A 26,964-nucleotide genomic window follows, 5' to 3' on the forward strand; every position below is an offset into this window, starting at 1 on the left:
AGGGCCAGCAAGACGATGTGCCTGCGGCCCCTTGCCATTCAATTTTTCAGTTTCATCACAGAAGGAGTGCCCATCGCCATGAATCGAGACACCACGACATCACCAGCGGCCGATTGGGGGCAGTTGCTGTGGGACCCGTTGCGACTATCGGCGATGGCAACCGAGTATGCAGTGGATGCCTGGCAGCGATCCATTCTGTATGCCGACGTTCGCCGCCAACGCGGCAACCAGTACCTGGAGCATTTGCAGGAGCAGACGCCGAACGTACTCGACTTCGCCTCCGAGGTCATCATGTCCGGGCTGGATCTTCCGCGGCCAGTCAACTATGGCCTCGTGCGCATCCTGCCGCCAGCCGACACGCCGAGCGATCCCCGCAAGCGACCGTTCGTGGTGGTCGATCCACGCGCGGGCCACGGCCCGGGCATCGGCGGCTTCAAACCCGACAGCGAGGTCGGGGCAGCCCTCAAGGCAGGGCATCCCTGCTACTTCGTTGGCTTTCTGCCCGATCCCGTTCCCGGCCAGACCGTCGAGGACGTCATGCGCGCCGAAGCGGCCTTCGTGCGCAAGGTCGGCGAGCTGCACCCCGGCAGCCGCGGCAAGCCCGCTGTCATCGGCAATTGCCAGGCGGGCTGGCAGATCCTGATGGCAGCTGCCGTCTGGCCCGAACTGTTCGGACCGATCATCGTCGCCGGCGCGCCGCTGTCGTACTGGGCGGGCGACATGCCGATGCGCTATGCAGGCGGCCTGACCGGCGGTAGTTGGTTGACGGCATTGACCGGCGATCTGGGCGCCGGTCGGTTCGACGGCGCCTGGCTGGTACAGAACTTCGAGAACCTGGACCCGGCCAATACGCTGTGGAGCAAACAGTACAACCTGTACGCCAAGGTCGACACGGAAGGCCCGCGCCACTTGCAATTCGAGAAGTACTGGGGCGGCCACGTGTTCCTGAACGATGTGGAAATACAGTACATCGTCGATAACCTGTTCATCGGCAACAAGCTGAGCACCGCCCAACTGATGACATCCGATGGCGTGCGCATCGACCTGCGCAATATTCGCTCGCCGATCCTGGTGTTCTGCTCCTATGGGGACAACATCACGCCACCGCCCCAGGCCCTGGGCTGGATCACCGACCTGTACCGCAACGACCTGGACGTGCTGGGACATGACCAGACCATCGTCTACGCTACCCATGACAGCATCGGACATCTGGGAATCTTCGTCTCCGGCAGCGTCGGGCGTAAAGAGCACCAGGAGTTCGCTGAGAACATCGACATCATCGACGTGCTGCCGGCAGGCATTCACCACATGCAGATCGACGAGCATCACGACGAGGCGCAGGAACACGAGCCAGCCAGTGACGCCTATCTGACCCGGATTCGCCGCAGCAACATCGATGAAATCCGTGAGATCGTTCGCCCCGATCCCGAGAGCGATCGCCGTTTTGCCGCCGCTGCGCGGATCTCCGAGATCAACTTGGCCTGCTACCGCAGCTTCGTGCAGCCGTGTGTACGCGCCTGGGTCACGACCGAGGGCGCACGGTCGCTGGAGCCCCTGCATCCCCTGCGCGTCGGCTACGAACTGTGGTCCGACCGCCAGCCGCTGGCAGCCGCTGTGCAAGAGGCTGCGCAACATGTGCGCGAGCACCGCCAGCCCGTCGCCGAGGCCAATCCTTTCCTGCAACTGCAGGCACAGTTTTCCACCGCTCTCGAACAGACGCTGGATCAATTCCGCGATTGCCGCGACCGGATCTACGCGCAAGCCTTTGACACGCTGTACAGCCTGCCGCTGGTGCAGGCCATGACAGGGCAGAGCCTGCACGATGAGGCACCGCCGCGGGCCCATCCCAGCGAGACGCCCGAGCACCGCCAGTATCTGGCGCAAGAGTTGACCCGCCTCGAAGGAGCCGTTCACAGCGGTGGGCTGGTGGAAGCAGCCATACGGGCACTGTTCTTCGTGCTGGCCGAGCGTGGCGAGGCCGATGAACGGCATTTTCGCCACGCAGAAGAGCTGGTGCGCCCCCAACTGGGCAACGACTTCGACATGCAGGCCTTCCGCCACCTCGTGCGTCGCCAGGCTTTGCTCATGAGGCTCCACGAGGACGCCGCGGTGTCCGCCATCCCCGGGCTGCTGAACAACGTAGCGCCTGATGACATCCGACAGGTTGCGGGGATGATCGCGCAGGTGCTCGGCAGCGGCGATGCGCTGTCCGCACCAGAGCAAGCCAAGTTGAAGCAGGTGTCTACCCTGTTCGAGCAGGCGATCCGCCGGGCGCAGGCGGCTTCGGCGCCCGCTATGCCCTCTGCCCATGACGCACCCTCTGCGGTCGCGGACACGAAACCCAAGACCTCCTCGCCAAAGCCGAAGGCGCCTCAAAAGACAACCGCGTCCAAGACACCCGCCGCGCCGCAGACAAGACAAACACGGCGAGGAAAAAGCACATGACGACTTCGCCCAAACCGGTCGATGCCACTGCCGATGCATGGCATGTCCTGCGCAACCGCACCTTCGACGAGATCGCCATCGGCGACAGCGCCAGCCTCGAACGCGCGTTTTCGTCGCAAGACATCCACATGTTCGCGCTGCAATCGGGCGATGTGGATCCAGAACCTGCTGTGTCCTCAAGCGCTCGGGGCACCACGGAGGCCATTTGTGCAAACGCCCTGATCTCGGCTGTGCTGAGCACACGCCTGCCGGGGCCTGGAACCCGCTATGTCAACCAGAATCTGTGCTTCCTCGGGGCCGTTCGACCCGGCGACAGGCTGACCGTGCGGATGCAGGTGACCAGCAAGGACACGGCCAACCACCATGTCACGCTGGCCTGCACCTGCACCAACCAGGAGGGGGTAGCGGTTTTCCAAGGCCAGGTAGAGGTCGTGGCGCCCACCGAACGCTTGGAACGAACGCGCACCGTGTTGCCGGAAATCCACCCGAATGCGCAGGGCCGCACAGGCCTGCAAAGCCTGCTGGCGCACGTCGCGCACTTGCAACCGATTCGGGTGGCCGTCGCCCATCCCTGCGATGCCCCCAGTCTGTCCGCTGCGCTCGAAGCACGCCACGCGGGGTTGATCGAACCGGTGCTGGTCGGATCACGGGCGCGGCTGGAAGCAGTCGCCACAGAGGCCGGGCTGGATCTGGCCGACGTCACCATTGTGGACACACCCCACAGCCACGCCGCCGCGCAGCAAGCCGTAGCCTTGGCGGCCAATGGCGAAGTCGAAGCCCTGATGAAAGGGAGTCTGCACACCGACGAACTGATGTCCGCGCTGGTTTCGGCAGCAGCGGGGTTGCGCACCAAGCGCCGGGTCAGCCATTGCTTTTTGCTACAGACACCGGCCTATCCGCGCCCGTTCATCGTCACCGATGCAGCGATCAATATCGCCCCGACTCTGGAACAGAAGGCAGACATCATCCGCAACGCCATCGAGCTGGCGCAGGTGATCGGCGTGCGCGAACCCAAGGTCGCAATCCTGGCCGCAGTCGAGACGGTCAGCCCGACGATGACGGCCACGCTGGACGCTGCGGCGCTGTGCAAGATGGCCGATCGCGGCCAGATCACTGGCGGCCTGCTCGACGGGCCGCTGGCCTTCGACAACGCCGTCTCCATCGCCGCTGCGCGTATCAAGGGGATCGTTTCCGAGGTCGCCGGGCAAGCTGACATCCTCGTCGTGCCTGACCTGGAGAGCGGCAACATGCTTGCCAAGCAGTTGATCTTCATGGGCGGCGCAGCCAGCGCCGGGATCGTTCTTGGAGCCAAGGTGCCAGTCATTCTGACCAGCCGCGCCGACTCGCGTGATACACGCATCGCCTCATGCGCGATCGCACTGATGCTGGCCCACCACTATCGGCTGTCACCCCCTTGAGCGGACTTGTTAGCAACTTAACCACCCCTTTGGAGGAAACACCATGCAGTACTCATTCTCTGGCCGCGTAGCCCTGGTCACCGGTGCAGGGTCTGGCATTGGCGAGGCCATTGCCCGGCTGCTTGCAAGCAACGGCCTGAATGTCGTCGTCTCCGATGTCAGCGCCGACAATGCGCAGCGCGTCACCAGCCTCATCAACGCCGAGGGCGGCCACGCCGTGGCCAACGTGGCCGACGTGGCATGCATCGATGAGGTCCAGGCTGCCGTGGCCTGCGCGGTCGATACGTTCGGCGACCTTCATTTTGCCGTCAACAACGCCGGTATCGGTGGCGACCAGAGCCCGGCGGGAGAACTGGACCCTGCCGCCTGGCGCCGGGTGATCGATGTCAACCTGAACGGCGTGTTCTATGGCCTGCGCCATCAGATTCCCGCCATCCTGCGCTCGGGAGGCGGCGCCATCGTCAACGTCTCCTCCATCCTGGGGGTGGTGGGCGACGCAGCGAACCCTGCGTACGTCGCAGCCAAACATGGCGTGACCGGGCTGACCCGCTCGGCAGGACTGGCCTATGCGTCCAAGGGAATCCGGATCAATTCGATTCATCCCGGTTACGTGCGTACGCCCATCCTGGATTTCCTGGATGAATCGGCCCTCCAAGAGGCCGTTGGCCTGCATCCGATCGGTCGCCTGGGTACACCGGACGAAATCGCCCATGCCGTGGCGTTTTTGCTGTCGGAAGGAAGCAGCTTCCTTGTGGGCACCCAGCTCATCGCCGATGGCGGCTACACGGCGCGCTGAGTCTGAAGACGATGAGACAGCAGACACCCCCGCACACCTCGGCGAAGTCGCGCGGACGGCGCGCAGAGAGGACGACCTGATGGACGTCACCATGGCCCGCTCCGGGCGCCGCGAACACGGACTGATCCTTGTGCTGAACTGCGGTTCATCCAGCATCAAGTTTGCGGTGTTCGATTCCTCGGCCGCGCCACTGCCGCGTCAGGCATTGTGGAATGGCAAGGTGCAGGGAATCGGCGGCGCCAACCCGGATTTCGGAGAGACCGGAGTTGCGCCGTTCTCGATCGAACTGGACACGGCACATCCGTATCGCGCCGCACTGCGCCTCATCCGCGATCGTGTCAGCCGGCGGCTCGACGGCCGCCGGATCGGTGCGGTCGCCCATCGTATCGTCCACGGCGGCAGTAAATACTTCATGCCCGTGCGCGTGGACGCGAATGTCCTGGCCGACCTCAAGGGCTACATTCCTCTGGCCCCGCTGCACCAGCCATTCGCGCTCGAAGCCGTGGAGATCCTGCTGCGGGAGCAGCCAGATCTGCCACAGATGGCCTGCTTCGACACGGCCTTCCACCACACTTTGCCCCAGGTCGAGAAGGTCCTGCCGTTGCCCTATGCCGCATGGGAGCGCGGTCTGCGTCGGTACGGGTTTCACGGCCTGTCGTATGAGTACATGGCAGTGGCCTTGCCCGAACGCCATGGCGACGCCGCGCGCGGTCGCACCGTCGTTGCCCATCTGGGCAGTGGCGCCAGTCTGTGCGCCATGCGTGGACTCAAAAGCGCGGCCACCACCATGGGCTTCTCCGCGCTTGACGGCCTGATGATGGGCACCCGCACCGGCGCGCTCGATCCGGGTGCGGTGCTCTACCTGATGGAAATCGAGAAGCTCTCACTGGAGCAAGTGGGGCGCGTCCTCTATCACGAGTCCGGCCTGCTCGGCGTTTCGGGAATCTCGGCCGAGCCGCGCGTCATTGTCGGACACGAGAACGATGCAGGCGAAACGGGGGAGCGAGCGCGCTTGGCACTGGCCCTTTACGTGCGCCGCATCGTACGCGAGATCGGGGCCTTGGTCGCCGTGCTGGGTGGCCTGGACATGCTGGTGTTCACGGCGGGTGTCGGTGAACACAATGCGTTCATTCGCGAGCGCATCTGTGCGGCGCTGGGCTTTTTGGGCATTGCCTTGGATACCGATGCCAACGCCAGCCACGCGGCGAAGATTTCCAGCGATCACAGTCAGGTCACCGTGGCGGTCGAGCCCACCAACGAAGAGTGGATAGCCGCCAGCCATGCGCTGTCCTGCCTGGACAGGGAGAAGGCGCGATGACGATCGATGCCTTCCATGGATTCACGCTCGCCATCCTGCTGTTGTTCGTGGGCAAGGGCTTGGTTGCGCGTTGGGGCATCTTGCGTCGATACAGCATCCCGGAATCCCTGGTGGGCGGCTTGGCCTGCGCCCTGGTTGTCTTCGCCCTGTACTACGGTGCGGGGATCGTCATCAGTTTCGATCTCGAAGCGCGTGACGCGCTGCTGCTGTACTTCTTTGCGGCCATTGGCCTGGGTACCGACGCCCGCACGCTGCGCCATGGTGGACGGCCCTTGCTGATCCTGTCGGGGTTGGCCATCGGGTTCATGGTGCTGCAGAACCTGGCCGGGATGGAGATGGCACGCGCCTTCGGCCTGGATCCGCGCACCGGGCTGATGGTGGGATCGATTTCCCTGACAGGAGGCGTGGGCACCACCTTGGCCTGGTCCGATCACTTCGTTCACAACCTCGGCATTGCGCAAGCGCAGGAACTGGGATTGGCAGCGAACATGATCGGCCTGATCGCGGCCTGCACCATCGGGGGCCCAGTCGCAAGCTTGCTCATGCGTAGGCATCGGCTTCAAGCCTCTGGGGACAGCGCCCTGGAAATTGGCACGCTGCACAGGGATGAGCAGCATGCCCGCCTGGACTACTACGGCCTGCTGCTGGCATTGCTCTGGCTCAACTTCGCCTTGATGTTGGGATACGGAATCAATGCCTTGGTCGCGCGTACCGCCGTCACGCTGCCCGCCTTTGTGGGCTGCCTGCTGGCCGGAATTCTCCTGCGCATGGCGGCCGACTGGATGAGGCCAAGTGGGCGCGGACGTTTATGGAACTGGCCGAGCATGCAGCCAGGCATCGCCCTGGTTTCCGACATGTCATTGGGCCTGTTTCTGACCATGGCGCTGATGGGACTCAGGCTCTGGGAACTGCAGCCCGTGCTCGCCTTCATCACGGCGGCGATGCTGGTGCAGATTGCCTTGGTCATCGCATTCGTTTTGCTGATTGTTTTTCGGGCAATGGGCAAGGATTACCAAGCCGCCGTGGTGTGCGCGGGTTTCGGCGGTATTGCGCTGGGATCTACCGCCACTGCCATCGCCAACATGACGGCGGTGACTCGGGAGCATGGTGCGGCACGCGAGGCGTTCATTGTGGTGCCCTTGGTATGTGGGTTCGTCATCGATATTGCGAACGCACTGGTAATCAGCCTGATGGCCGGTTAGGCGAAGCGAAACAGCGGAGCGAGCTGGCAGATGGATACATCGCTGACGCGCTGGCGAGGCGTCGTCGCCCAGGAAATCGCAATCGACTCCCGTTTTCAAGCAAGGGGCTCTTTCTACTTGTGCAGAAATAGAGGTAATACGCTTTGACGAATAAAAAGAACGGCAATATCGACTCAGCCATCAATCCGAAGTTGGATGGGGATGCCCATGTCGCTTGGGCACAGGCTTGGTCGTCTATTTCGCCGGAGACATCGTTGCTCGCGTGGGTGGACTGGGCGAGCCATTTAGCAAACAGTCCTGGCAAGCAAGCCGAGCTTTTGGCGTTTGCAGCCTCCCTGTCCGAGCAATGGATGGCCGTATTGAAGAAGAATCCGGCCAACCCGGACCGGGGAGCCACCGCTCCTGACCGGTCACCTGTCAATGACCGCCGCTTCAACGATCCTGCATGGGATCAATGGCCCTACGACCTTTTCCGCAGTTCATTCGTCAATCAGACCAAATGGTGGGAGCAGGCCACGCAGGGGGTGTGGGGAGTGGATCCGAAACACCAACGCCTGCTGGCGTTTGGCGCCAAACAGTGGCTGGAAATGCTTTCGCCCGCCAACGCTGCGGTTTTCAACCCCGTTGTCCTGAAAAGAACCATCGCAGAGCAAGGCGCCAATCTAGCGCGGGGGACGTCCAACTTTCTCGACGACTTGCGTCGGCAACTATCCGGCCAGCCTCCCGCGGGAACGGAGAACTTCGTCGTTGGGCGCGACGTAGCGGTCACGGAAGGAAAAGTCGTTCTGAGAAATCGACTGATCGAACTGATTCAGTACACGCCCACTACCGAGAAAGTCCATCCCGAACCGATCCTGATCATTCCTGCCTGGATCATGAAGTACTACGTACTGGATCTGTCACCGCATAACTCGCTGATACGGTATCTGGTTGCGCAAGGGCATACGGTTTTTTGCATCTCCTGGAGAAATCCGGATGCTGAGGATCGAGATTTGGGCATGGATGAGTACCTGGAGTTCGGCCTGCATGCAGCGCTGGACGCTGTGACTTCCGTCGTCCCCGGGCATGGAGTCCACGCGGCTGGTTATTGCCTGGGCGGAACGCTACTGGCCATTGGTGCTTCAGCCATGGCGCGTGATGGCGATACGCGGCTGGTGTCGGTAAGCCTGCTTGCCGCACAGACGGACTTCAGCGAACCGGGCGAGCTGAGTCTTTTCATCAACGAGAGTCAAGTGGCGCTGTTGGAAGCCAGCATGGCTCAAACCGGTTATTTGACCTCCGACCAGATGAGCGGAGCTTTTCAGCTACTGCGTTCCTACGATCTCATATGGTCTCGCATGATTGACGAATACCTATTGGGCGATCGCCGGGCAATGACCGACCTGATGGCTTGGAATGCCGATGGGACTCGCCTCCCCGCGAAGATGCATTCGCAGTATCTCCGACGCCTTTACCTGAATAACGATCTCAGCGCGGGGCGTTATCCCGTCACGGGTCGCCCCGTTTCAGTGGGAGACATCGCTGTACCGGTGTTTTGCGTCGGCACTGCCTCGGATCATATTGCGCCTTGGCGCTCGGTTTACAAGCTGCATCTCCTGTCTTCGGCCGAGCTGACTTTCGTGCTGACCACTGGAGGACACAACGGCGGCATCGTGAGCGAGCCCGGCCGAGGTAACCGCCAATATCAAATCCATACCCGCGCGGCCGGTGATGGATACATGGCGCCGGATGAGTGGCAAGCGACGATGCAGACGCATCCGGATTCCTGGTGGCCCGCATGGTCGGCGTGGCTGCGAGAGCGTTCCGGTGATGTTGTTGCGCCTCCGCTCATAGGTGCTGAATCCAGTGGATACCCCACTGTTTGCGACGCCCCAGGGGAATATGTACGCAACTGAATAAGCGTATCCCGCGTCCGCTATTGCGACACGGTATACGCAATATCTGTTCGTCATCCCGTTCTACTCTGATAACTGGAGACATTCATGTACTCAAGAATCCTGGTTCCGCTCGACGGAAGTCCTACTGCCGATTTGGCGCTCCACCACGCTGCGGTGCTGGCACGCCTGAATGGCGCAACCATCGTCTTGCTGCACGTCATCGAGGAGATGAAGCACAGCAACGGCTTCGAGAGGCCGAGGATCTATATTGAAGAAGTGAGGCCGGGCTTCCTGGCGGCCGGGCAGAAGCTGCTGGACGAGGCGGCGCTGCGGCTGAGGCAGGAAGGCCTGGCGGTTGAGACCGTCCTTCTGGAAAGCAAGGGCGAGCGCGTCTCGGTGCTCATCGCTCAGCAGGCACTGACCACTCAATGCGAGTTGGTGGTGTTGGGTACTCACGGACGCCGGGGCGTGGACAGGCTGCTGATGGGAAGCGATGCAGAGCAGCTCGCTCGCATCGCACCAGTTCCGGTGATGCTGGTGCGCCAGCCCCAATCGGTCATTGCGACTGCAACCCCTGGGCAGGGTGGCACGCCAGCGTGACGAAGGTTCAGTCCACCGACCAAACTGAATGGAGGCTGAAAGTCGCAGCCCCCTTGCTGCTGCTATTGCTGAGCGCCTCCGCACAGGCCCAGTCCTGCCACCAGGACAACCCGCTGCGCTCAACGGGAACGCTCAATCTGCGGATCGACAACGACATGTTCGGCGGCATTGGACAAGACCAAGGGTACTCCAACGGGTTTCTCGCCAGTTGGGTTTCCCCCAACCTCGTGGACTATAGCGATGACCCTTGTCTACCGCGTCTCGTCCGTGGGCTGAATCGCTTTCTCACGATGCTCCAACCCCAAGGCTTCGACGAACAGAACATGACCATCGGCTTCGGGCAGATGATGTACACCCCGAACGACAAAACGCGCAGCGATCTCATCAAGGATGATCGTCCTTTCGCGGGCGCCTTGATGTTGAGCCTTGGCTATAACGCGAGGCGGGGCGATACGCTGCGCACTTCGCAACTCCGCGTGGGGGTGGTGGGGCCCTCCTCCCAGGCCAGGCAAGTCCAGAACTGGTGGCATGACACCGTCGGAGTGGACAGATTCAATGGCTGGAGACATCAACTGCGCGACGAACCCGTGCTGCAGTTGCTCCACGAACGCCGAACACGAGTCATCAGGCAAGAAAACGTCAGCGGTTGGGGTTGGGATCTGACCCGCCACTGGGGCGGCAGCTTGGGCAATTTCGCCACCTACGCGAATGTCGGCGGAGAACTGCGCTATGGCCTACGCCTGCCGGACGACTTAGGCACCGCACCGCTGCGCCCGGCTGGAGAAAACACCTCGCCCGTGCGTAAGACCGCTGGCAGCAACTGGAACGGGCACCTGTTCGTGGCACTCGACGGTCGCTGGGTTTTGCACGACATCACGTTGGACGGCAATACGTTCAAGTCCAGTCATAGTGTTGATAAACGGCCATTCGTGGCCGATGTGGGCTATGGCATCGCGATGACTCAGGGCAACTGGCGCATCGCGATAGCCCGCTACCACCGCACCCGCGAATTTCGTGGACAAAAGGAAATCCCGGTCTACGGAACGATCACCGTAGGACGGCGATTCTGATGCAGATCGATTCCTTGAACGCCATGCAAGCCACTCTGTTGCTGTTCATGACAAGAGCCTGGTTGCTTGTGGAGCTACCACGTCGACGCAGTACTGCCAATGCCGTCGTCATTAGCCAGTTGGCAAGGTGAACACAGCGAGCTGAACGATAAGGCACCCGCGCTCGATAAGAGACCAAGGACAACAAATAAGGAGATAAATGGATGCAACGACTCACCCTGGCCCTACCCGGCAATGAAGATCTGGCCCGCGGCATCGCGCAGGCATGCGGCAGCGAAGCCGGCCGCATCGAAACGCGCCGATTCCCCGATGGCGAGAGCTATGTCCGGTTGCATGGCGAACCTGCCGATCGGATCGTGGATGTGATTTGCACGCTGGCCCATCCTGATCCGCAGTTCCTGCTTCTGGCTTTTGCCGCTGACGCGGCGCGCGAACTTGGCGCGCAAGAGGTGAACCTGATCGCACCGTATCTGGCCTACATGCGCCAGGACAAGCGATTCCATGACGGAGAAAGCGTGACGTCGCGGTCCTTCGCACGTCTGGTCTCATCGACCTTCGACAAGCTGCTCACGGTGGATCCGCATCTGCACCGCTATCCGACACTATCAGCGGTCTACACGATCCCCACCATCACCTTGCATGCCGCACCACTGCTGGCCGACTGGATCGCGAATCATGTCGAAGAACCTTTGATCGTGGGCCCCGACGAGGAAAGCGAGCAGTGGGCCGGCGCCATCGCGTCCCGCATCGGCGTACCGCACGCTGTGCTTCGCAAGACACGCCATGGCGATCGCAGCGTGGACATCGATGTTCCCGACCTGTCGATCTGGCGCGGCAGAACGCCGGTGCTTGTGGACGACATCGCATCATCAGGCCGCACGCTCGCCGTCGCGGCGCGCAAGCTCGCCGAGCAAGGAATGCGCAAGCCGGAGTGCGTAGTGGTGCATGCCCTGTTCGCCGAGGATGCCTGGGCCCAATTGACACCGTTGTTTGCCCGAATTACGTCCACCGACGCAGTACCGCATCCGAGCAACCGGATTGGTCTCGCTTCGCTGATTGCCGACGCTCTCTCTAGCGGGAAAACCGATCCGCGAGGCTGATCTTTTTATCGATCCAACTATTTTCAAGGAGACCTGAAATGTCCTCTCAAGCTAACCTCGCAACCGATTGGCGTGCTGGTTACGGGCCCATCGCGCACAGGTCTGAAACCATCGAACGTATGCAGGCCCTAGTGCAACGTCTGGTCGCGCAAAGGCGTATAGCAGACGAAGCCTCGGCCCATGCGCTGCTGGCTGCAGCCGACCGGGTGGCCTGCACGGCCATGAGCGTAGTGGCGCATATGACCTATGCCCGGCGCATCGACCGAAGCGGCTGCCCACTGGGCTCCGATGATTTCAAACAAACGCCCGAAGGCCACACCGGCGGCTCGCTCAACATGGTGCCAGCCTTCGTGGGTTATCTGTTGGCCAACGCGCTGACCGGGACGACACGCGGCTGGCTCATGGGGCAGGGGCACTGCGTGGCCGCGATCGAGGCGGTGAACGCACTGACCGGCGATGTATCCGCCGCCCAGCGTGGACGCTACGACCGCAGCGAGGCGGGCCTGTCGCGTTTGATCGCGGACTTCTACTCCTATGCCATCGATAAGCAGGGTCGGCCCGCGGTACCGCTGGGTAGCCATGCCGGGCCGAACACGGCCGGCGCGATCTCCGAAGGCGGCTATCTGGGGTTCGCCGGGCTGCAGTATGTGCACACGCCGTTGCCGGGAGAAAGCCTGGTGGCATTCCTCAGTGATGGCGCTTTCGAGGAACACCGTGGCTCGGACTGGGCGCCGCGCTGGTGGCGCGCCGAGGACTGCGGCTTCGCCATCCCGGTCATGATTCTCAACGGACGGCGCATCGAGCAGCGCACCCAGATCGTGCAGGAAGGTGGCGCTACCTGGCTGGCCGAAGATCTGCGCCACAACGGCTTCGATCCCGTCATCGTTGATGGACGTGATCCGATGGCGATCGCATGGGCCATTGTTGAAGCCGAAGACACGCTGAGCGCCTTCGCCGCACGCTCGGATCGGCGCTATCCGGTCAAGCTGCCCTACGTGATCGCCGAGACGGAGAAAGGTTTTGGCTTCCCGGGCGCGGCGACCAATGCCGCCCACAACCTGCCGCTGAACGGCAATCCGCGCGAGGATGCGCAGGCACGCGAGGCCTTCAACGCAGGGGCTGCGGCGCTGTTCGTGCCCGAGAGCGAACTGGAAAACGCGCTCACCGTCCTTGCGAATCACGGCCAGAGCCAGCGCTCGCGCGAAAGCGAGCACCCCATGGCCCTACGCCATCCAGCGAGCCCTCATCTGCCGATGCCGGCCTGGGCGCCAACGGAGGTATCGGGCAGCGCCATGTCCGCACTGGACCGTTGGTTCGTGGAGCTGGTGCAGGCAAATCCACAGTTGCGCATCCGGATCGGCAATCCCGACGAACTGGCCAGCAACAAGATGGGGGCCACTCTGGCGCTGCTCAAGCACCGCGTCAACGTGCCCGAACCCGGCGTCCCGGAATCGACGGATGGCTCGGTGGTCACCGCACTCAATGAAGAAGCCGTTGCGGCCGCCGCCCTCGCCAACAAAGGGGGGCTGAACCTGATCGTCAGCTACGAGGCATTCGCGGTCAAGATGCTTGGATTGATGCGCCAGGAGATCATCTTCGCGCGTCGGCAGAAGGAGCTGGGCCAGCCGCCAGGCTGGATCTCCGTCCCGCTGATCGTCACATCCCACACCTGGGAGAACAGCAAGAACGAGCAGTCACACCAGGACCCGACCATTGGCGAAGCATTGCTGGGGGAGATGTCGGACACCGCACGCGTGTTGTTCCCGGTGGATGAAAACACGGCGTGCGCCGCGTTGCGAGCGGTCTACGCCAGCCGCGGCCAAGTGGCTTGTGTGGTGGTCTCCAAGCGCGACACGCCGAATCACTTCAGTGCCGCCGCGGCTCAATCGCTGATCGAGCATGGAGCAGCCCATGTAGCCGGCGATCCGTCCACCGCACAACTGCAATTCGTAGCGATTGGCGCCTACCAGTTGGAGGAAGCGCTCAAAGCCCATGCCCGCCTGGAGCACCATGGGCTTGCGTCGTGCATCACCGTGGTGGTCGAGCCCGGCCGTCTACGCATTCCGCGAGACGAACTTGAGGCCGCCTTCGTGCTCGGTGACGAATCCCTGCAAGCGCTCTTCCCGCCTCACCTGCCGCGCGTGTTGATAAGCCATACCCGCCCTGAGCCGATGCTGGGCGTGCTTCGCCGCATTGACAGCGGCCCTTCGAAGACGCGGGCTTTGGGCTACATCAACCACGGCGGCACCCTCGATGTGGCTGGAATGCTGATCGCCAATCGATGCACCTGGGTGGATGCCATCTATGCCGCTGCGCAAGTGACCGGCTGGAACAGTTCGCAGGCTGCTGCTGCCGCGACCGACGCGTGAATTTCAAGTGGTTCTGACACGGTCCGCAGTGACCGCGCCAGCTCCTGATTTCACAACCCACCAACAAGCGAGGAGACAACTTCATGCTCTCACTGACCAGCCTGGGCGGTGCCGGTACCGTCACCGGCTCCAAACACCTGATCACATATGGCAGTACCCGCATCCTGATCGACTGCGGACTTTTCCAAGGACTGAAGAACCTGCGCGAGCTGAACTGGCAGCATCTTGTCGTTGAGTCCAAGGACATCGATGCGGTTGTACTGACGCACGCGCACCTGGATCATTGTGGATATCTCCCCCGATTGGTGCTGAACGGGTTCCGCGGGAAGATTTTCTCGACGCCAGCCACACGGGACGTCGCCGAACTCATCCTGCTCGACAGTGCTTGGTTGCAGGAGAAGGATGCCGAGTTCGCCAACCGGAAGGGATTTTCCAAGCACAAGCCAGCCCTTGCCCTGTATCGGGTCCGAGATGCCGAACGCACGCTCTTGCAGTTCAAGCCCGTGCCACTGCATCAGGAGACGGTATTGCCGGGCGGTGCACGCCTGGTTCTACGCAGGGCCGGCCACATTCTTGGAGCGGCGACGGCGCAGATCGACATCGGCGGCAAGCGTTTGGTGTTCTCCGGCGACCTGGGCCGCTATGACGATGCGGTCATGCCTGATCCTGAACCCGTCACGGAAGCGGACTACATCATCATCGAGTCCACCTATGGCAATCGTCATCATGACCGTTCCGATGCCGTCGAAGCGCTAGGCGACATCATCGAGCGTACGACTCGCCGCGGAGGCACCGTAGTGATTCCCGCTTTTGCCGTAGGACGCGCGCAGTCGTTGATCTATGACCTATGGCTGTTGCGACAGCGCGGTCGGCTCCGCAACGTGCCCGTCTATCTGGACAGTCCCATGGCCACCAGCGCAACTGCGCTGCTGCACCGCCATGCCGACGACCACAAGCTCGCTCAACACGATTTCGAGACGGCATTCTCAGAAGTCACATACGTGCGCGACGTTGAAGAGTCCAAGGCGCTATCGGCGAATCGATACCCCAAGGTGATTATTTCCGCCAGCGGCATGGCCACCGGCGGCCGCGTGCTGCATCACATAGAAGCGTTTGGCGGTAGCCATCAGAACACGCTGCTGTTCTCTGGATTCCAAGCAGCAGGTACGCGCGGGCGCAAGCTGCTTGAGGGCGCTCGCGAAGTCAAGATCCATGGACGCTGGATGCCGATCAAGGCAGAGGTCGCCGAGCTTGCGATGTTGTCGGCTCATGCCGACAGCGATGAGCTGATGCGATGGCTGCGCGGCTTTACCAAGGCGCCGGAAAGAGTGTTCATTGTTCACGGTGAATCTGATGCCTCTGAGGCGCTGCGCGAACGTATCCAGCGCGAACTCAATTGGCACGCATCGGTGCCCATGCAAAACCAGGAGTTCGCCCTGTGAGTGCCCGCATCACGCCCCAGACACCCGCCTTGCAAGCATTGCGCATGCGACTGCATGCCCAGCATCAACCCGTCGTCTTGATGCGTACCGATTGCCATGTCTGCCGTGCCGAAGGGCTGGCACCGCGGTCACAGGTACTGATCATTGCCGGCGACCGCACTGTGCAAGCGCTACTGTACCAAATCGACAGCGATCTGCTCAAAACCGGACAGATCGCTCTGTCCGAGGCCGCCTGGGATGCCCTGGACATTCATGAGGGCGATCTTGTGCAGGTTCGGCATCCTCCGCTGCTCGAATCGTTGTCGGCCGTGCGTGCGCGAATTCACGGCCACCGACTGCAAACGACGGAGTTGCAGGCGATCGTCCGTGATGTGGTCGATGGTCGCTATACCGATGTCGCACTTTCGGCCTTCCTGACCGCAACGGCGGTACTGCCTCTGGATATGCAAGAGACCATCCATCTCACCCGTGCGATGGTCGATGTCGGGGATCACCTGCAATGGCAGGCTCCGATTGTTGTGGACAAGCATTGCGTGGGCGGATTACCGGGAAATCGCACCACGCCGTTGGTGGTTGCCATCGCCGCAGCCAATGGATTGGTGATGCCCAAGACCTCATCACGCGCCATCACCTCTCCCGCTGGCACCGCGGACACCATGGAAACGCTGGCTCCTGTAGACCTGGACCTGGATACGCTCAGAAAGGTCGTGGAGAAAGAGGGTGGATGCGTGGCGTGGGGCGGCGCGATGCACCTCAGCCCCGCGGACGACATCTTCGTGCGTATTGAGCGTGAACTGGATATCGACACGCAAGGACAACTGATTGCCTCGGTGTTATCCAAGAAGATTGCAGCAGGGGCGACCCACATCGTGATCGATATTCCGGTTGGGCCAACCGCAAAAGTCCGCAGCCGGGAAACTGCCGAGCATCTTGCGCATCACCTTTCGGAAGTCGCCGCGTCATTTGGCCTTGTATTGCGTTGCCTGTTTACAGACGGGAATCAGCCTGTCGGCAGAGGTATCGGCCCGGCGTTGGAGGCGCGCGACGTGTTGGCCGTATTGCGCAACGAGGCGGATGCGCCGCAAGACCTATGTGACCGCGTGGCGTTGGTGGCGGGCGCGGTGCTTGAGCTTGGCGGCGTCGCCAAAGAAGGGGAGGGACTTCGGTTGGCTCATGAGACGATCAGCAGTGGCCGCGCGTGGGAAAAATTTCAGAGAATCTGCGCGGCTCAGGGGGGATTTCGTGAGCCGCCCCAAGCTCTCTATGTCGAACCGCTTTTGGCAACCACTTCAGGCCGAGCAGTACACATCGACAACCGTAAGCTTTCTCGTTTAGCCAAATTGGCCGGTGCGCCTGAGAGTCCAGCCGCAGGGATTCAATTGCAGGTGCGCTTAGGTGACGAGATAACACGCGGACAACCATTGATGTTTTTGCATGCGCAAACCTCTGGAGAGATGGCCTATGCACTCGCATACGTACAAGGCATTGGGGACATTGTAAAGATTGAACCTTAGCGCCGTGGATAAACAGGGCTCTTGAATGCTCGGTCAAACACAGCCCGGCCTCTCGTTTGGAAAAGTTGAACGCCTACATCTCATGCTCAAGAACATATGAAAAAACATCGCTTAAAAGAAGTTTTCAACCTGCATCGCGTGGAGCAAACAGAAGGAGGTCGTCAGCGCCTGAATAGGAACATTGCTCATGGAACTGCGGCACCTGCGTTGCTTTATCGTTTTGGCCGAAGAACTTCATTTCACACGGGCGGCTGAGCGTCTTCACATTGAGCAACCTCCTCTGTCCCGCGCCATCAAGGAGCTTGAGGACGAGTTAGGCGCTGTGCTCTTCGACCGGGACCGCCGGGGCACCCGACTGACCGCTGCGGGTGCCGTGTTCCTGCAGGACACTCGCCGGCTATTCACCGTCCTGGAGCAGGCCCGCGAGAACGTCAAGGCTGTCGCGGCGGGCTTGCGAGGCAGCCTGCGCATCGCCGTATCCGACGGCGCGCTCGATCCCCGGCTGTCGGCGTTTCTAGCCCGTTGCCGTGCCGAAGAACCCGAGATCGAGATACGGATGTCCGAAGTGCCTTTGGCCGAGCAGTTGCGCGGCCTGCGCTCGGGCGACTTCTGCATCGGATTCGCTCATACCGCCGACGTCGGTGATGGCATCGTCGCCGAACCTATCTGGCAGGACCCGCTGGTGGTCGCCTTGCCAGCCCGGCACGCACTGCTCGTCCACAAGGAGGTTCCACTCCATGAACTCCGGGGGCATCCTCTTGTCCTGTGCGATCCCCAGGTGTGCGAAGGCTACTGCCGCGAGTTGGCGCGCCTCCTGCAGACCCAGGAACACAAACTGAATGTCGTTGAGGAGGTTTCCTCGCTGGACATGATGCTCACCTTGGTCGGTGCCGGCTACGGCGTGGGCTTCATGACGGCGACCAAGATTCCGGTCAGCCAGCGACCGGACGTGGTGATCCGTCCATTGGCGCTGGATACAGCCGTGATCACCACCTACCTGCTTCGACTCGAAAGCAGCAACTCATCGGCTTCGCTGGTGCGATTTATCGACCGCCTCCGGGACCCTTCGAGCGACTGACGCAACGGACCGCACCACTTAAGATTGGGCATCGGCACGAAGATTGCGTTCCGTTGCACTCATCAGCTCTGCCGCACTTATGCTGAGGGCAGCGGAGATTTTCAGTATCAATGCGAGCGTGGGCATGTGCTCCCTACGCTCGATCTTGCCCATATGCGAGCGAGCTATACCAGCCATGGACGCGAATTCATCCTGAGCGACTCCCTGCGCCAAGCGGGCAGCACGCACCGCTTGGCCGAAGGCCAGTGCCGGCTCGGCTTCATAGGTGGTTGTGCCAGGGGGGCGGCCCGGTTGAACGCTGCGCTTCTGCATCACCAGAAGCGTCGATCAATCGACCGAATTTAACCACGTTAAAGATATCTCTTTTGGCTATCATGGTGGCTCGCCTTTTTGATCCGATCGCTTTGTGGGGGCTCTCATGCACGACGCCACCAGCCAGTTTTCCTTTTCCAATTTCAGGCTTGCCATAGCGCCTGGCGTACCGTCATCGCATCTTTCGGCATTGCTTGCGTTGCAGCGTGCGGAAGAGCCGGAAGTCACCATTTCGTTTCATGAGGTCACAGCCGATGATTTGATTGCGGGACTTCGGGAAGGCCGCTACGACGCGGGCATGACGCTTGAAGGATCGAGCGATCCGTCGCTGAAAAGCCAACCTCTATGGACCGAGAACATGGCCGTCGCCATGCCGTTGCGCTTTCCCTTACTTGACCAGGCGAAGCTCACGATCGCCGAACTGTTGGACTACTCCGTCTTTCGCTGGCCTGCAGAGAATTGCCCTTTGCTGGATCAGCGGCTGCCTTCTCTTCCCGCGGTGAGTCAACAGAACATTCAGCGTGTCTCTTCCTTCGAGATGATCGCGCTATGGGTCGCTGCCGGCTACGGCGTCGGGGTATCCGCGCAATCGCGCATTGAGCATGCGCAGGGATGGGGCATTCACACACGGCCGCTGTCTGACGGACCCTACGAGATCGTGACCCACCTGCAGCGGCCCTGCGGACAAGCCGACGTTGTTTCAGAGCGGTTCGAGCGCAGAGCACTGCAGGTCGCCAAGAATGCTCCAACCTAGTCGAGTGCCAATGTCCTCGTTCTGCGTCTTCAGTTCAAGGTGCTACACGTGCATTAGGCATTCCACTCGCCAAGCAGCAGACATCACTCGCGCTCTATGACACGGAGCAGCGCCGTTCTACGCTTCGACATGGGGCCAAACGCCTTCGTGACCCCTTCAACGGGTTTCCCTGCCTGCAATGAGTCAAGGATGTCAGCCCAGTCCTGCATGATTACCTTGCGGGACTCCACAAACTTCGTGTGATCGTAGGGCGCGCGCGATGAGTCCTTGCTCTTTTTGGAATGAGCGAGTTGAAGATCGACCCGCTTCTCCGGATATCCCAACAGTCCAAGGATCGTCGTTGCGGTCGAGCGGAAGCCATGGGACGAAAACCGTCCGCCATAACCCATGCGCTTGAGTGCTTGATTGAGCGTCGTTGCCGACATCACTTGTCCCGGCTTTCTGTAGCTCGGGAACAATACTTTGCCGCCGCCAGTTAGAGCATGTAGTTCCCTAAGAGCGGCCACCGCCTGCCGTGACAGGGGAACCAGATGGGGGCGTCGCATCTTCATGCGCTCGGACGGAATCGACCACATGGCGTTGTCCAGGTCGAACTCTTCCCAGGAGGCCTTGCGCAGTTCTACGGTGCGCACGTAGGTCAAAGCCATCAGCTTGAGGGCGAGGACTGTCGTCTGGTAACCCCCTTCGTTGTCCACACGATTGAGAAAGTCCGGGATCTCTGCCCATGTCAACGGAGGGTTGTGGCGGACCTGAGGGCGCTTGACCAGTCCCTTGAGCAAGGCGGCAGGATCGTATTCGCAGAGACCTTGGGCAGCCGCATAACTGAAGATTTGCCCACACCACTGGCGGATGAGGATCGCCACAGTCTTCGCGCCACGAGCCGCCACATCCTTGATGATGGGGCGCAGATGTGGAGCCCTGATGCTGCTGATCGGCAACTTGCCAATCCGGGGGAAAACATCCTTCTCAAGGTAGCTGGTGACCTGGTTGGTGTAGTACTCGCTCCAGTGAGCATTGCTGACGATCCACTCCCGAGCAACGGTCTCGAACGTGCGTTCGTATGTGTCGGCCTGGAGGGCGATCGCCGCCTTTTTCTCCACGATGGGGTCGAGGCCCTTCTTGACCAACGCCTTTGCCCGGTCCCGTTCCGCACGGGCTGCCTCCAGCGTGACCTTTGGGTACACCCCGATTGAGTACACCTGTTCAGCGCCGCCCAGCCGGTAGCGGTACCACCAGAGCTTGGAGCCGTTGGGCTGAACGCGCAAAAAGAGGCTGCCTCCGTCCCGGAGTTGGTACACCTTGGGCCTGGGCTGCGCCGTTTCCACTTTGCGCGCCGAGAGAAGATTGAGTGCTGTGAGTGCCATGTGTATAACGCCTCCAGTTTGGCCCGTTACACACTCCATTACACACATGAGCACTGGATTTGTCCAGCTTTCAGAATCGCTCGATGGACGATCAACCCTTTAAAAACATAGACTTAGAGTTGTTCCATGGAGGTTGATAGACGCCAGTAGACCTCAATCGTAGTTATCGATCATCCACAACATCGGAATTTCCTGGTCAGAGGCCCTTGGCGGCCTGGGCTACAGCGCGGAACAGGGCGCGGCCCTTGTTCATGGTCTCGTCCCATTCCTTGCCCGGGTCCGAGTCGTAGACGATGCCGGCGCCGGCCTGCACGTGCAGGCGGCCGTCCTTGATCACCGCGGTGCGGATCGCGATGGCGGTGTCGGCGTCGCCATGCCAGCCGATGTAGCCGATGCTGCCGGCATACACGTTGCGCTTGATCGGCTCCAGCTCGCGGATCACTTCCAGCGCACGGATCTTCGGCGCGCCGCTGACGGTGCCGGCAGGGAAGGTCGCGCGCAGCACGTCGGCATAACTCAAGCCCGGCTGCAGCTGGCCGGTGACTTCGCTGACGATGTGCATGACGTGGCTGTAGCGTTCGATCACGAACTGCTCGCCTACCTCCACCGTGCCCGCCTTTGAAACGCGACCCGCATCGTTGCGACCGAGGTCGATCAGCATCAGGTGCTCGGCGCGTTCCTTCGGGTCGGCCAGCAGCTCGGCTTCCAGTGCGTTGTCTTCTTCCACCGTGGCGCCGCGCGGACGGGTACCGGCGATCGGGCGCACGGTGACCTCGCCGTCCTGGAGCCGCACCAGGATTTCCGGCGAGGAGCCGACCACCTGTACGTCGCCGGTGTCGAGGAAGTACATGTACGGCGACGGGTTGAGGGCGCGCAGCGCCCGGTACACGTCCACCGGGCGCGCCTTGAACGGTACGCTCAGACGCTGGCTGAGCACCACCTGGAAGATGTCGCCCGCGCGGATGTATTCCTTGGACTTGTCCACCGCAGCGATGAACCCTTCGCGGGTGAAACCCGACACGAAGTCGTTTTCGTCCAGCACGTCGCGGGTGATCGGCGCCGGGTAGCCCGCGCCCGGGGCGCGCAGCTTGGACACCAATGCATCCAGGCGCGCCTGCGCGTCGTCCCATGCGCCGGGCTGGCCGGGGTCGGCATGCACGATCAGGTACAGGCGGCCCTTGAGGTTGTCGAACACCGCCAGGTCTTCGGAATGCAGCAGCAGGATGTCCGGGGTACCCAGCTCATCGCGTCCGCGCGGCGGGGCCAGGCGCGGTTCGATGTAGCCGATGCACTCGAACCCGAACCAGCCGACCAGGCCACCGGTGAAGCCGGGCAGGCCCGCCAGTTTCGGCACCGAATGGGCGCTGCGCAGCGCCTCGACTTCGGTAAACGGGTCGGCCACGTCGCGGGTTTCCACCACCTGCCCCGCCTCGCTGACGGTCAGGGTATGGCCATGGAAGGCATACACGCGCCGCGCCGGCAGGCCGATGATCGAGTAGCGCCCGAAGCGTTCGCCGCCTTCGACCGATTCGAACAGGTAGGTGTGCGGGCCGTCGGCGAGCTTCAGATAGACCGAAAGCGGCGTGTCCAGGTCGGACAGCACTTCGCGGACGACGGGGATGCGGGTATGGCCTTCAGCGGCCTGCTGCTGGAACTGCTCGAGCGTGATCAAGACGACTTTCCTTCCGGGAAACGGCGGTGGCGGGACGGACGACGGCAACAGGCCACCATCGCCAACCACGGCGAGCGGAAGAAAGGGTATGCGGGGTCGTCAGAATGGACACCCGGGGACTGTACCGCATTGGCGGCACCGGATGGAACCCGCCTACGCCCGGTCGAATCCCGGCCCCGTCGGCGGTTCAGCCGCCGACAAGGCCAGATGCGTCAGCCCATGCGGCGCGCGGCCTGCTGCTCCTGTTCGCGCTGTTCGGCGCCCAGGTCGGCCGCCAGCGCCGGCGCCGCGGCGGATCGCTCCTGCTGGCGCTGGACCTCGGCCACCTGCTCGGTGCTCACGCTGAGCGGCTGCTGGCGGCCGGCAACCACGTCCACCTGCGCCAGCTGGCGGTGCACCGAGGTCAGGTCCTGGGTATCGACGGCGAACACGCGGGTGCGGTCCTCGCTGAGTACGACCCGCTCGATGCGTTCCAGGCCTTCCTGCGTGGCCTTGGCCGCCAGTGCACCGGCCAACTGGTCGCTCTGCAGGTCGGGCACGCGGTTGTGGGCTGCATCGATGCCATGAACACCCGACTGGGCACCCTGGAACATGTGGTACTGCCTGTGGCCGGGGTCGTTGATGCCGACCACCAGCGTGGAGGGCTCGGCGGCGATCGCAGCGTGCTTTTCACCCGGGTGCTGGATGCGTTCGTGCTTTTCCAGCAGGTCGCGGGCGCGGGCCTCCTGCTTCTCCAGTTCGGCATCGAGGCTTGGAATGACGGTATCTGCCATGCCATGGCGCGCGGCCGCCTCGCCGAAGGACGGCATGATGCGGTTGGCGAACACGGCGGTTTCGGCGAGGTTGAGCAGGTTCTGCGGGCGGTTGGCGGTCGGCACATGCGTGGCAACGGCCGCCGCGGTCGCGGTACCCACGCCACCTACGGTGGCGAGTACGGCAGGCGCCTGCGCGGTGACGTTCTTCACGTGGTACGCAGAGAAGTCGTAGCCCTGGTCGACGTAGGCACCGGCGGTGGCGTAGCCATTTCGCAGGGTGCCGGCCACCCACTGTCCCTGACGGTCGATGCCGTCAGCGACGCGTTGCCCGGCCGCACGCACGGTGGCGGCGTCTTCGCGCGCCTCGCGCTCGGCTTCAACGGCGCGGCTCTCCTGTGTGGTACGGATCTGCTCGGCGTTTGCCTGCAAGCGCTTCGATACGTCGTCCAACCCGATCAGGTCCGCACCGGCAGACAGCGCCGACAGCGGCCCGGCCATCAGGTGGCCGCGCACGCGGTCGCGGGTAGCTTCCACCATGCCGGTCAGTTCGCGCCCACTGGCGATCACCGTGGTGCCGCCCTGCACGCCGACCCGCAGCGTGGCCGACCCGGTTTCCACCACCTTGCCGACCACCATGCCCTGCACCCGTGCGACCTGCTCGAGGCCATCACCGGTCTTGTCCAGTGCGTACGCCACGCCAGCACCGGCACGTTCGACCTGTTCGCCCGCTACGCGACCGGCGCGCATGCCCTGCGCACCGGCGTGCAGCACGGTGGACAGCGGACCCGCAAGTTCGGCGACCTGGCTGGGCGCGGCGGTGCGTGCACGGTCGACCAGCTCGCCCGCAATGCGCGTCTTGGCATCCAGCACGATCTCCATGCGACCGGCCGCCACCGGAACGTTGCGCAGCGCTTCATTGCCGGGCTTGGACCCCAGCTGCTCGACGAACTGCGCGGCGGCGGTCTGCGCACCGGGCGGCAGCATTTCGCGCATCTTCTCGGTGACCAGCGACTGCATCATGGGTTCCTGCAGCAGCTTGCTGGCTTCGTTGGCCAGCAGTCCGTAACCGTTGCGCTGGCGCTCGTTCAAGCGCTGCAGGCCGTTCTGCACATCGTTGAGTACTTCACCACTGGTTTGATACGTATGCACGGTCTGCTGCGGATTGAATGTAGGCAGCCCGTTGTCCTTGGCGTACCGCGAAGCGGTGTCGGGATGCAGGCCGGCTGCATTGAAGGTGGTGGCACGCGCACCGGTCACGGCCGACGCCGCAGAGGCCATGCCGCCACCGAGGGAGTGGCCGGCGATTTCGAAATTGCCCGCCGTTTTCTGGTTCAACAGCGCACCCAACTGCATCGCGCGATCATAGTAATCGCTGCGCATGCCAATACCCTGCTGGCCATTGTTGAGGAAGTCTTCGCCGCCCGATTCGCGACGACCACTCGGCGCGGCAGGATCGATGATCTCGCCGGTCGAACCTTTGAACACCACTACGGGCTTGGCATCATCTCCAAACACGCGCTTGTCTGGAAGGTAGATTTCCGCACGGAACCCTGAATCTGGCGGCTGCAGGCGGACTCGGATTTCCGCGTCCGACATCTCGATGCCAGCGGCCCGCAGCGCCGCAGGATCCACGCTCGCGCGTGTCCAGCCTGCAGGCGGCTCGCCATCGTGCTTTGCCGAAAGATAGACGTCTGCGGCCAGACCGGACATCTCGCGCGCGTGATAGGTCTCCTGCAGTCGATCTGCCGCGTTGTCGTTGCCGCTGTCGCGCAGTTGCTGGACGAGACGATTCTGTTCCTGGATGGCGCGGCTGCGCGCCTCGTTGTCGGGACCACTCATGGCATGCTCCATTGCACAGTGAAAGCGCGCGACGCTCTCGCGTCGCACGCCTTATCGAATACTAGAACACTTTGCTACTGTCACCCTTCACGGACCGAATTGAGGAAGATCATGCCGTTGCGCCTTCACACGATGACAACGAAATCCGTTCTTTTTGCGGCGTGGCTGACAGTTTTTCTCCTTTGTGGATGCACGGCATCATCTGCACAGGGCGCGGGACAGTACTTCGAAGGCAAGGCGCTTGCACTGGCCGTTGCCAGCGAACGTGGCGATGCTGCGGAAGTGCAGCGCCTGATGAAAAGCGATGGGGTCGACCCCGACGTCGAGTTCGCCAAACGCGATGGAATCCCGCTGCTCGCGTGGCCGTTGCGCGCGCGCAATCTGGAAGGACTACGCGCGATGCTGGACAACGGCGCCAACCCGAATGCACGGCGGGTGCGGGAGGTCGATGGCAAGCCGTTCAAGTACAACAACGCCATGGTGTATGCGGTGCGCCTGGAAGATCCGGCATTCCTGCGGCTGTTGCTCAAGCATGGCGGTGATCCCAACACCCGCAGCAGCGGCGGAGAGTCGCTGCTGTTCCAGGCGTTCATCAACGGCAATCAATGGAAGAATGTGCAGCAGCTGGTTGAGGCTGGCGCCAGGGTCAACGACAACAATCTTGGCCAGGCCGACACGGTACTGAGCTGGTACACGGCACGTGGTGGCTTCGACGCGGCGTACTGGTTGCTGGAACATGGGGCGGACCCGACGATATCCGCGCCCGCTGCGGCGGGGTCGAATGGTCCCGCGCGCCAGATGATGGTGGAAGACATTTACTGGGAAATCACCACACCGGATCTTCTGCCGTGGCAAAAGAAGAGCCAGGCATGGCTGATTGCGCGCGGCATTGAACGTCCACCGATGCCTGAGCACATCCGGAAGAAGCGGGAGGCGTTCAAGTTCCCGTCGCGCGAGGAAGATGTGCCGTTGCTTTGATGTGTGGCAGCCACGCAAGGCGTGGCTCTACCGCAGGGTGGGTGCCGGGCGAAGCTCGGCCAGGAGCGCGCTGTCCAGCGGCAGGTGCATGCGCAGTCGCGATGCGACGCAGTCGATGCGGAAACGGCGCGCCTTTACCGGTTCTCCGTCCAGATTGAGTGTCATCGGTTCGTCGGCGTCGATCTCCACCCACGGCGCCCGGGTACGTTCGGCCACCTGCTCCAGTGCACCCTGCTTGCCGCCACGCACCAGCGCGGCGAGGGTGGACGCGACTTCGCCACTGAGCTCTGGAATGACGGTGACATCCAACAGGCCATCGTCGACCAACGCCTCCGGGCACAGCACCTGCCCGCCGCCGGCCTGGCGGCCGTTGCCGATTCCCAGTGCGATGAAGCCCCCTTCCCAACTGAAGTCCGGCGTGCGCAGCCGTGCACGGATCGGCTCGATCCGGCCAAGCCGGGAGATGCCGGTGACCAGATAGGCCAGGCCACCCAGCACCTTCTTCAGACCTTCGTCGGTTTCCACCGTCACCTCCGTGCCGAAGCCGCCACTGGCCACGTTGGCGCACCACCAGAGATCGCCTTCGGCATCGATGCGCAGCAGGTCCAGCGGTCGGGCGGTTTGGGCCAGGATCATCTGCAGGGCCTGCAGCGGCTCGTCCGGTATGCCGGCGGCCGTGGCAAAGTCATTGGCGGTGCCCAGCGGCACCAGTCCAAGCGAAGGCAAGGCGTCGGCCGGTTCGTCGCGGTGCGCCAGGGTCTCAGCGACCTCGCTCAGGGTGCCGTCGCCCCCGGCGGCAATGATGGTATCCACCCCGTGCTCGATGGCTTCGGCCACGTACCGCTCGGCATCGCCATCCTCCCAGGTGACCCGGACCTCCAGGGTCACCCCCTGCTCGCGCAGCGCATGCACCGCCTCGCGCACCTCCTGGTTGCCGGTCGACTTGCCATTGAGGATCAGACGCCAGCGAAGACCACGCATACAGCACTTCCACGGTAGGGGGAGGCGCAGGCTATCAGGGGGATATGTCAGGCCCGGTGAACGTCATCAAACGGTCACCG

Annotated in this window: 20 protein-coding genes; 15 read left to right on the forward strand and 5 right to left on the reverse strand. The window is 62.5% G+C overall.

The genetic code is table 11. From position 1 onward, the window contains the following. Positions 1-78 precede the first annotated feature (78 nt). From HGB51_RS09720 to HGB51_RS09780, 13 genes are all read left to right on the forward strand, one after another. Entirely contained in the window at positions 79-2,445 is a 2,367-nt protein-coding gene (locus HGB51_RS09720) for a DUF3141 domain-containing protein (protein WP_023656967.1), read from the forward strand. Next, positions 2,442-3,863: a bifunctional enoyl-CoA hydratase/phosphate acetyltransferase gene (locus HGB51_RS09725; RefSeq protein WP_003050041.1), complete on the forward strand. Its 1,422-nt coding sequence runs from the start codon at positions 2,442-2,444 to the stop codon at positions 3,861-3,863. Before HGB51_RS09720 ends, HGB51_RS09725 begins: the two co-directional genes overlap by 4 nt. 43 nt (positions 3,864-3,906) lie before the next feature. After that, the gene (locus HGB51_RS09730) at positions 3,907-4,659 is read left to right on the forward strand and encodes an SDR family NAD(P)-dependent oxidoreductase (RefSeq protein WP_003050039.1); all 753 of its coding nucleotides are present in this window, start codon (positions 3,907-3,909) and stop codon (positions 4,657-4,659) included. 79 nt (positions 4,660-4,738) lie between these two features. After that, positions 4,739-5,977: an acetate/propionate family kinase gene (locus HGB51_RS09735; protein WP_003050037.1), complete on the forward strand. Its 1,239-nt coding sequence runs from the start codon at positions 4,739-4,741 to the stop codon at positions 5,975-5,977. Continuing rightward, positions 5,974-7,179, forward strand: a complete 1,206-nt coding sequence (gltS, locus tag HGB51_RS09740; protein ID WP_003050035.1) for a sodium/glutamate symporter — start codon at positions 5,974-5,976, stop codon at positions 7,177-7,179. Before HGB51_RS09735 ends, gltS begins: the two co-directional genes overlap by 4 nt. A 143-nt stretch (positions 7,180-7,322) precedes the next feature. Further along, entirely contained in the window at positions 7,323-9,074 is a 1,752-nt protein-coding gene (locus tag HGB51_RS09745; RefSeq protein ID WP_020307805.1) for a PHA/PHB synthase family protein, read from the forward strand. A gap of 87 nt (positions 9,075-9,161) precedes the next feature. Continuing rightward, the gene (locus HGB51_RS09750) at positions 9,162-9,656 is read left to right on the forward strand and encodes a universal stress protein (protein WP_018715727.1); all 495 of its coding nucleotides are present in this window, start codon (positions 9,162-9,164) and stop codon (positions 9,654-9,656) included. After that, positions 9,653-10,726, forward strand: a complete 1,074-nt coding sequence (locus tag HGB51_RS09755) for a lipid A deacylase LpxR family protein (protein ID WP_018715726.1) — start codon at positions 9,653-9,655, stop codon at positions 10,724-10,726. Before HGB51_RS09750 ends, HGB51_RS09755 begins: the two co-directional genes overlap by 4 nt. Before the next feature lie 203 nt (positions 10,727-10,929). Then, positions 10,930-11,826, forward strand: coding sequence for a ribose-phosphate pyrophosphokinase (locus HGB51_RS09760; RefSeq protein ID WP_003050021.1), 897 nt, complete (start codon positions 10,930-10,932; stop codon positions 11,824-11,826). A gap of 38 nt (positions 11,827-11,864) precedes the next feature. Further along, positions 11,865-14,195: a phosphoketolase family protein gene (locus HGB51_RS09765; protein ID WP_020307802.1), complete on the forward strand. Its 2,331-nt coding sequence runs from the start codon at positions 11,865-11,867 to the stop codon at positions 14,193-14,195. 83 nt (positions 14,196-14,278) lie between these two features. Continuing rightward, positions 14,279-15,637, forward strand: coding sequence for an MBL fold metallo-hydrolase RNA specificity domain-containing protein (locus HGB51_RS09770; RefSeq protein WP_020307801.1), 1,359 nt, complete (start codon positions 14,279-14,281; stop codon positions 15,635-15,637). After that, positions 15,634-17,151, forward strand: a complete 1,518-nt coding sequence (locus HGB51_RS09775; RefSeq protein WP_020307800.1) for a thymidine phosphorylase family protein — start codon at positions 15,634-15,636, stop codon at positions 17,149-17,151. Before HGB51_RS09770 ends, HGB51_RS09775 begins: the two co-directional genes overlap by 4 nt. A 187-nt stretch (positions 17,152-17,338) precedes the next feature. Next, complete coding sequence (locus tag HGB51_RS09780) at positions 17,339-18,229, forward strand: LysR family transcriptional regulator (protein ID WP_003050005.1); 891 nt, start codon at positions 17,339-17,341, stop codon at positions 18,227-18,229. A gap of 18 nt (positions 18,230-18,247) precedes the next feature. Here the strand turns inward: HGB51_RS09780 and HGB51_RS09785 are convergent, their stop codons facing one another. Then, the gene (locus HGB51_RS09785; protein WP_070207438.1) at positions 18,248-18,541 is read right to left on the reverse strand and encodes a helix-turn-helix domain-containing protein; all 294 of its coding nucleotides are present in this window, start codon (positions 18,539-18,541) and stop codon (positions 18,248-18,250) included. A 106-nt stretch (positions 18,542-18,647) separates the two neighbouring features. On the opposite strand from HGB51_RS09785, the gene HGB51_RS09790 reads away from it, so the two are divergent. After that, positions 18,648-19,295: a substrate-binding domain-containing protein gene (locus HGB51_RS09790; RefSeq protein WP_020307796.1), complete on the forward strand. Its 648-nt coding sequence runs from the start codon at positions 18,648-18,650 to the stop codon at positions 19,293-19,295. An 83-nt stretch (positions 19,296-19,378) separates the two neighbouring features. Here the strand turns inward: HGB51_RS09790 and HGB51_RS09795 are convergent, their stop codons facing one another. From HGB51_RS09795 to HGB51_RS09805, 3 genes are all read right to left on the reverse strand, one after another. Further along, on the reverse strand, positions 19,379-20,659 hold the full coding sequence (locus tag HGB51_RS09795) for a tyrosine-type recombinase/integrase (protein WP_003060765.1): 1,281 nt from the start codon (positions 20,657-20,659) through the stop codon (positions 19,379-19,381). A gap of 196 nt (positions 20,660-20,855) precedes the next feature. Further along, positions 20,856-22,331 carry an anthranilate synthase component I gene (gene trpE / locus HGB51_RS09800; RefSeq protein WP_070207437.1) on the reverse strand — a complete coding sequence of 492 codons (1,476 nt, stop codon included), beginning with the start codon at positions 22,329-22,331 and terminating at the stop codon, positions 20,856-20,858. Positions 22,332-22,543: 212 nt separating this feature from the next. Further along, positions 22,544-24,925, reverse strand: a complete 2,382-nt coding sequence (locus HGB51_RS09805) for a Tle-like phospholipase domain-containing protein (protein ID WP_070207440.1) — start codon at positions 24,923-24,925, stop codon at positions 22,544-22,546. 111 nt (positions 24,926-25,036) lie between these two features. Here HGB51_RS09805 and HGB51_RS09810 point away from each other — a divergent pair, with 111 nt between their 5' ends. Further along, on the forward strand, positions 25,037-25,903 hold the full coding sequence (locus HGB51_RS09810; RefSeq protein ID WP_246233419.1) for an ankyrin repeat domain-containing protein: 867 nt from the start codon (positions 25,037-25,039) through the stop codon (positions 25,901-25,903). Between the two features lie 27 nt (positions 25,904-25,930). Here HGB51_RS09810 and yegS read toward each other — a convergent pair whose 3' ends face one another. Next, positions 25,931-26,884, reverse strand: a complete 954-nt coding sequence (gene yegS / locus HGB51_RS09815; RefSeq protein ID WP_070207435.1) for a lipid kinase YegS — start codon at positions 26,882-26,884, stop codon at positions 25,931-25,933. Positions 26,885-26,964: the final 80 nt, after the last annotated feature.

This window comes from Stenotrophomonas bentonitica (assembly GCF_013185915.1).
Taxonomy (GTDB): Bacteria; Pseudomonadota; Gammaproteobacteria; order Xanthomonadales; family Xanthomonadaceae; genus Stenotrophomonas; species Stenotrophomonas bentonitica.

Excerpts from the sequence above, each read along its gene's own strand:
- HGB51_RS09720 (WP_023656967.1), top strand. The coding sequence starts at position 79 with ATGAATCGAGACACCACGACATCACCAGCGGCCGATTGGGGGCAGTTG.
- HGB51_RS09725 (WP_003050041.1), top strand. The coding sequence starts at position 2,442 with ATGACGACTTCGCCCAAACCGGTCGATGCCACTGCCGATGCATGGCAT.
- HGB51_RS09730 (WP_003050039.1), top strand. The coding sequence starts at position 3,907 with ATGCAGTACTCATTCTCTGGCCGCGTAGCCCTGGTCACCGGTGCAGGG.
- HGB51_RS09735 (WP_003050037.1), top strand. The coding sequence starts at position 4,739 with ATGGACGTCACCATGGCCCGCTCCGGGCGCCGCGAACACGGACTGATC.
- gltS (WP_003050035.1), top strand. The coding sequence starts at position 5,974 with ATGACGATCGATGCCTTCCATGGATTCACGCTCGCCATCCTGCTGTTG.
- HGB51_RS09750 (WP_018715727.1), top strand. The coding sequence starts at position 9,162 with ATGTACTCAAGAATCCTGGTTCCGCTCGACGGAAGTCCTACTGCCGAT.
- HGB51_RS09760 (WP_003050021.1), top strand. The coding sequence starts at position 10,930 with ATGCAACGACTCACCCTGGCCCTACCCGGCAATGAAGATCTGGCCCGC.
- HGB51_RS09765 (WP_020307802.1), top strand. The coding sequence starts at position 11,865 with ATGTCCTCTCAAGCTAACCTCGCAACCGATTGGCGTGCTGGTTACGGG.
- HGB51_RS09770 (WP_020307801.1), top strand. The coding sequence starts at position 14,279 with ATGCTCTCACTGACCAGCCTGGGCGGTGCCGGTACCGTCACCGGCTCC.
- HGB51_RS09780 (WP_003050005.1), top strand. The coding sequence starts at position 17,339 with ATGGAACTGCGGCACCTGCGTTGCTTTATCGTTTTGGCCGAAGAACTT.
- HGB51_RS09785 (WP_070207438.1), bottom strand. The coding sequence starts at position 18,541 with ATGCAGAAGCGCAGCGTTCAACCGGGCCGCCCCCCTGGCACAACCACC.
- HGB51_RS09790 (WP_020307796.1), top strand. The coding sequence starts at position 18,648 with ATGCACGACGCCACCAGCCAGTTTTCCTTTTCCAATTTCAGGCTTGCC.
- HGB51_RS09795 (WP_003060765.1), bottom strand. The coding sequence starts at position 20,659 with ATGGCACTCACAGCACTCAATCTTCTCTCGGCGCGCAAAGTGGAAACG.
- HGB51_RS09805 (WP_070207440.1), bottom strand. The coding sequence starts at position 24,925 with ATGAGTGGTCCCGACAACGAGGCGCGCAGCCGCGCCATCCAGGAACAG.
- HGB51_RS09810 (WP_246233419.1), top strand. The coding sequence starts at position 25,037 with ATGCCGTTGCGCCTTCACACGATGACAACGAAATCCGTTCTTTTTGCG.
- yegS (WP_070207435.1), bottom strand. The coding sequence starts at position 26,884 with ATGCGTGGTCTTCGCTGGCGTCTGATCCTCAATGGCAAGTCGACCGGC.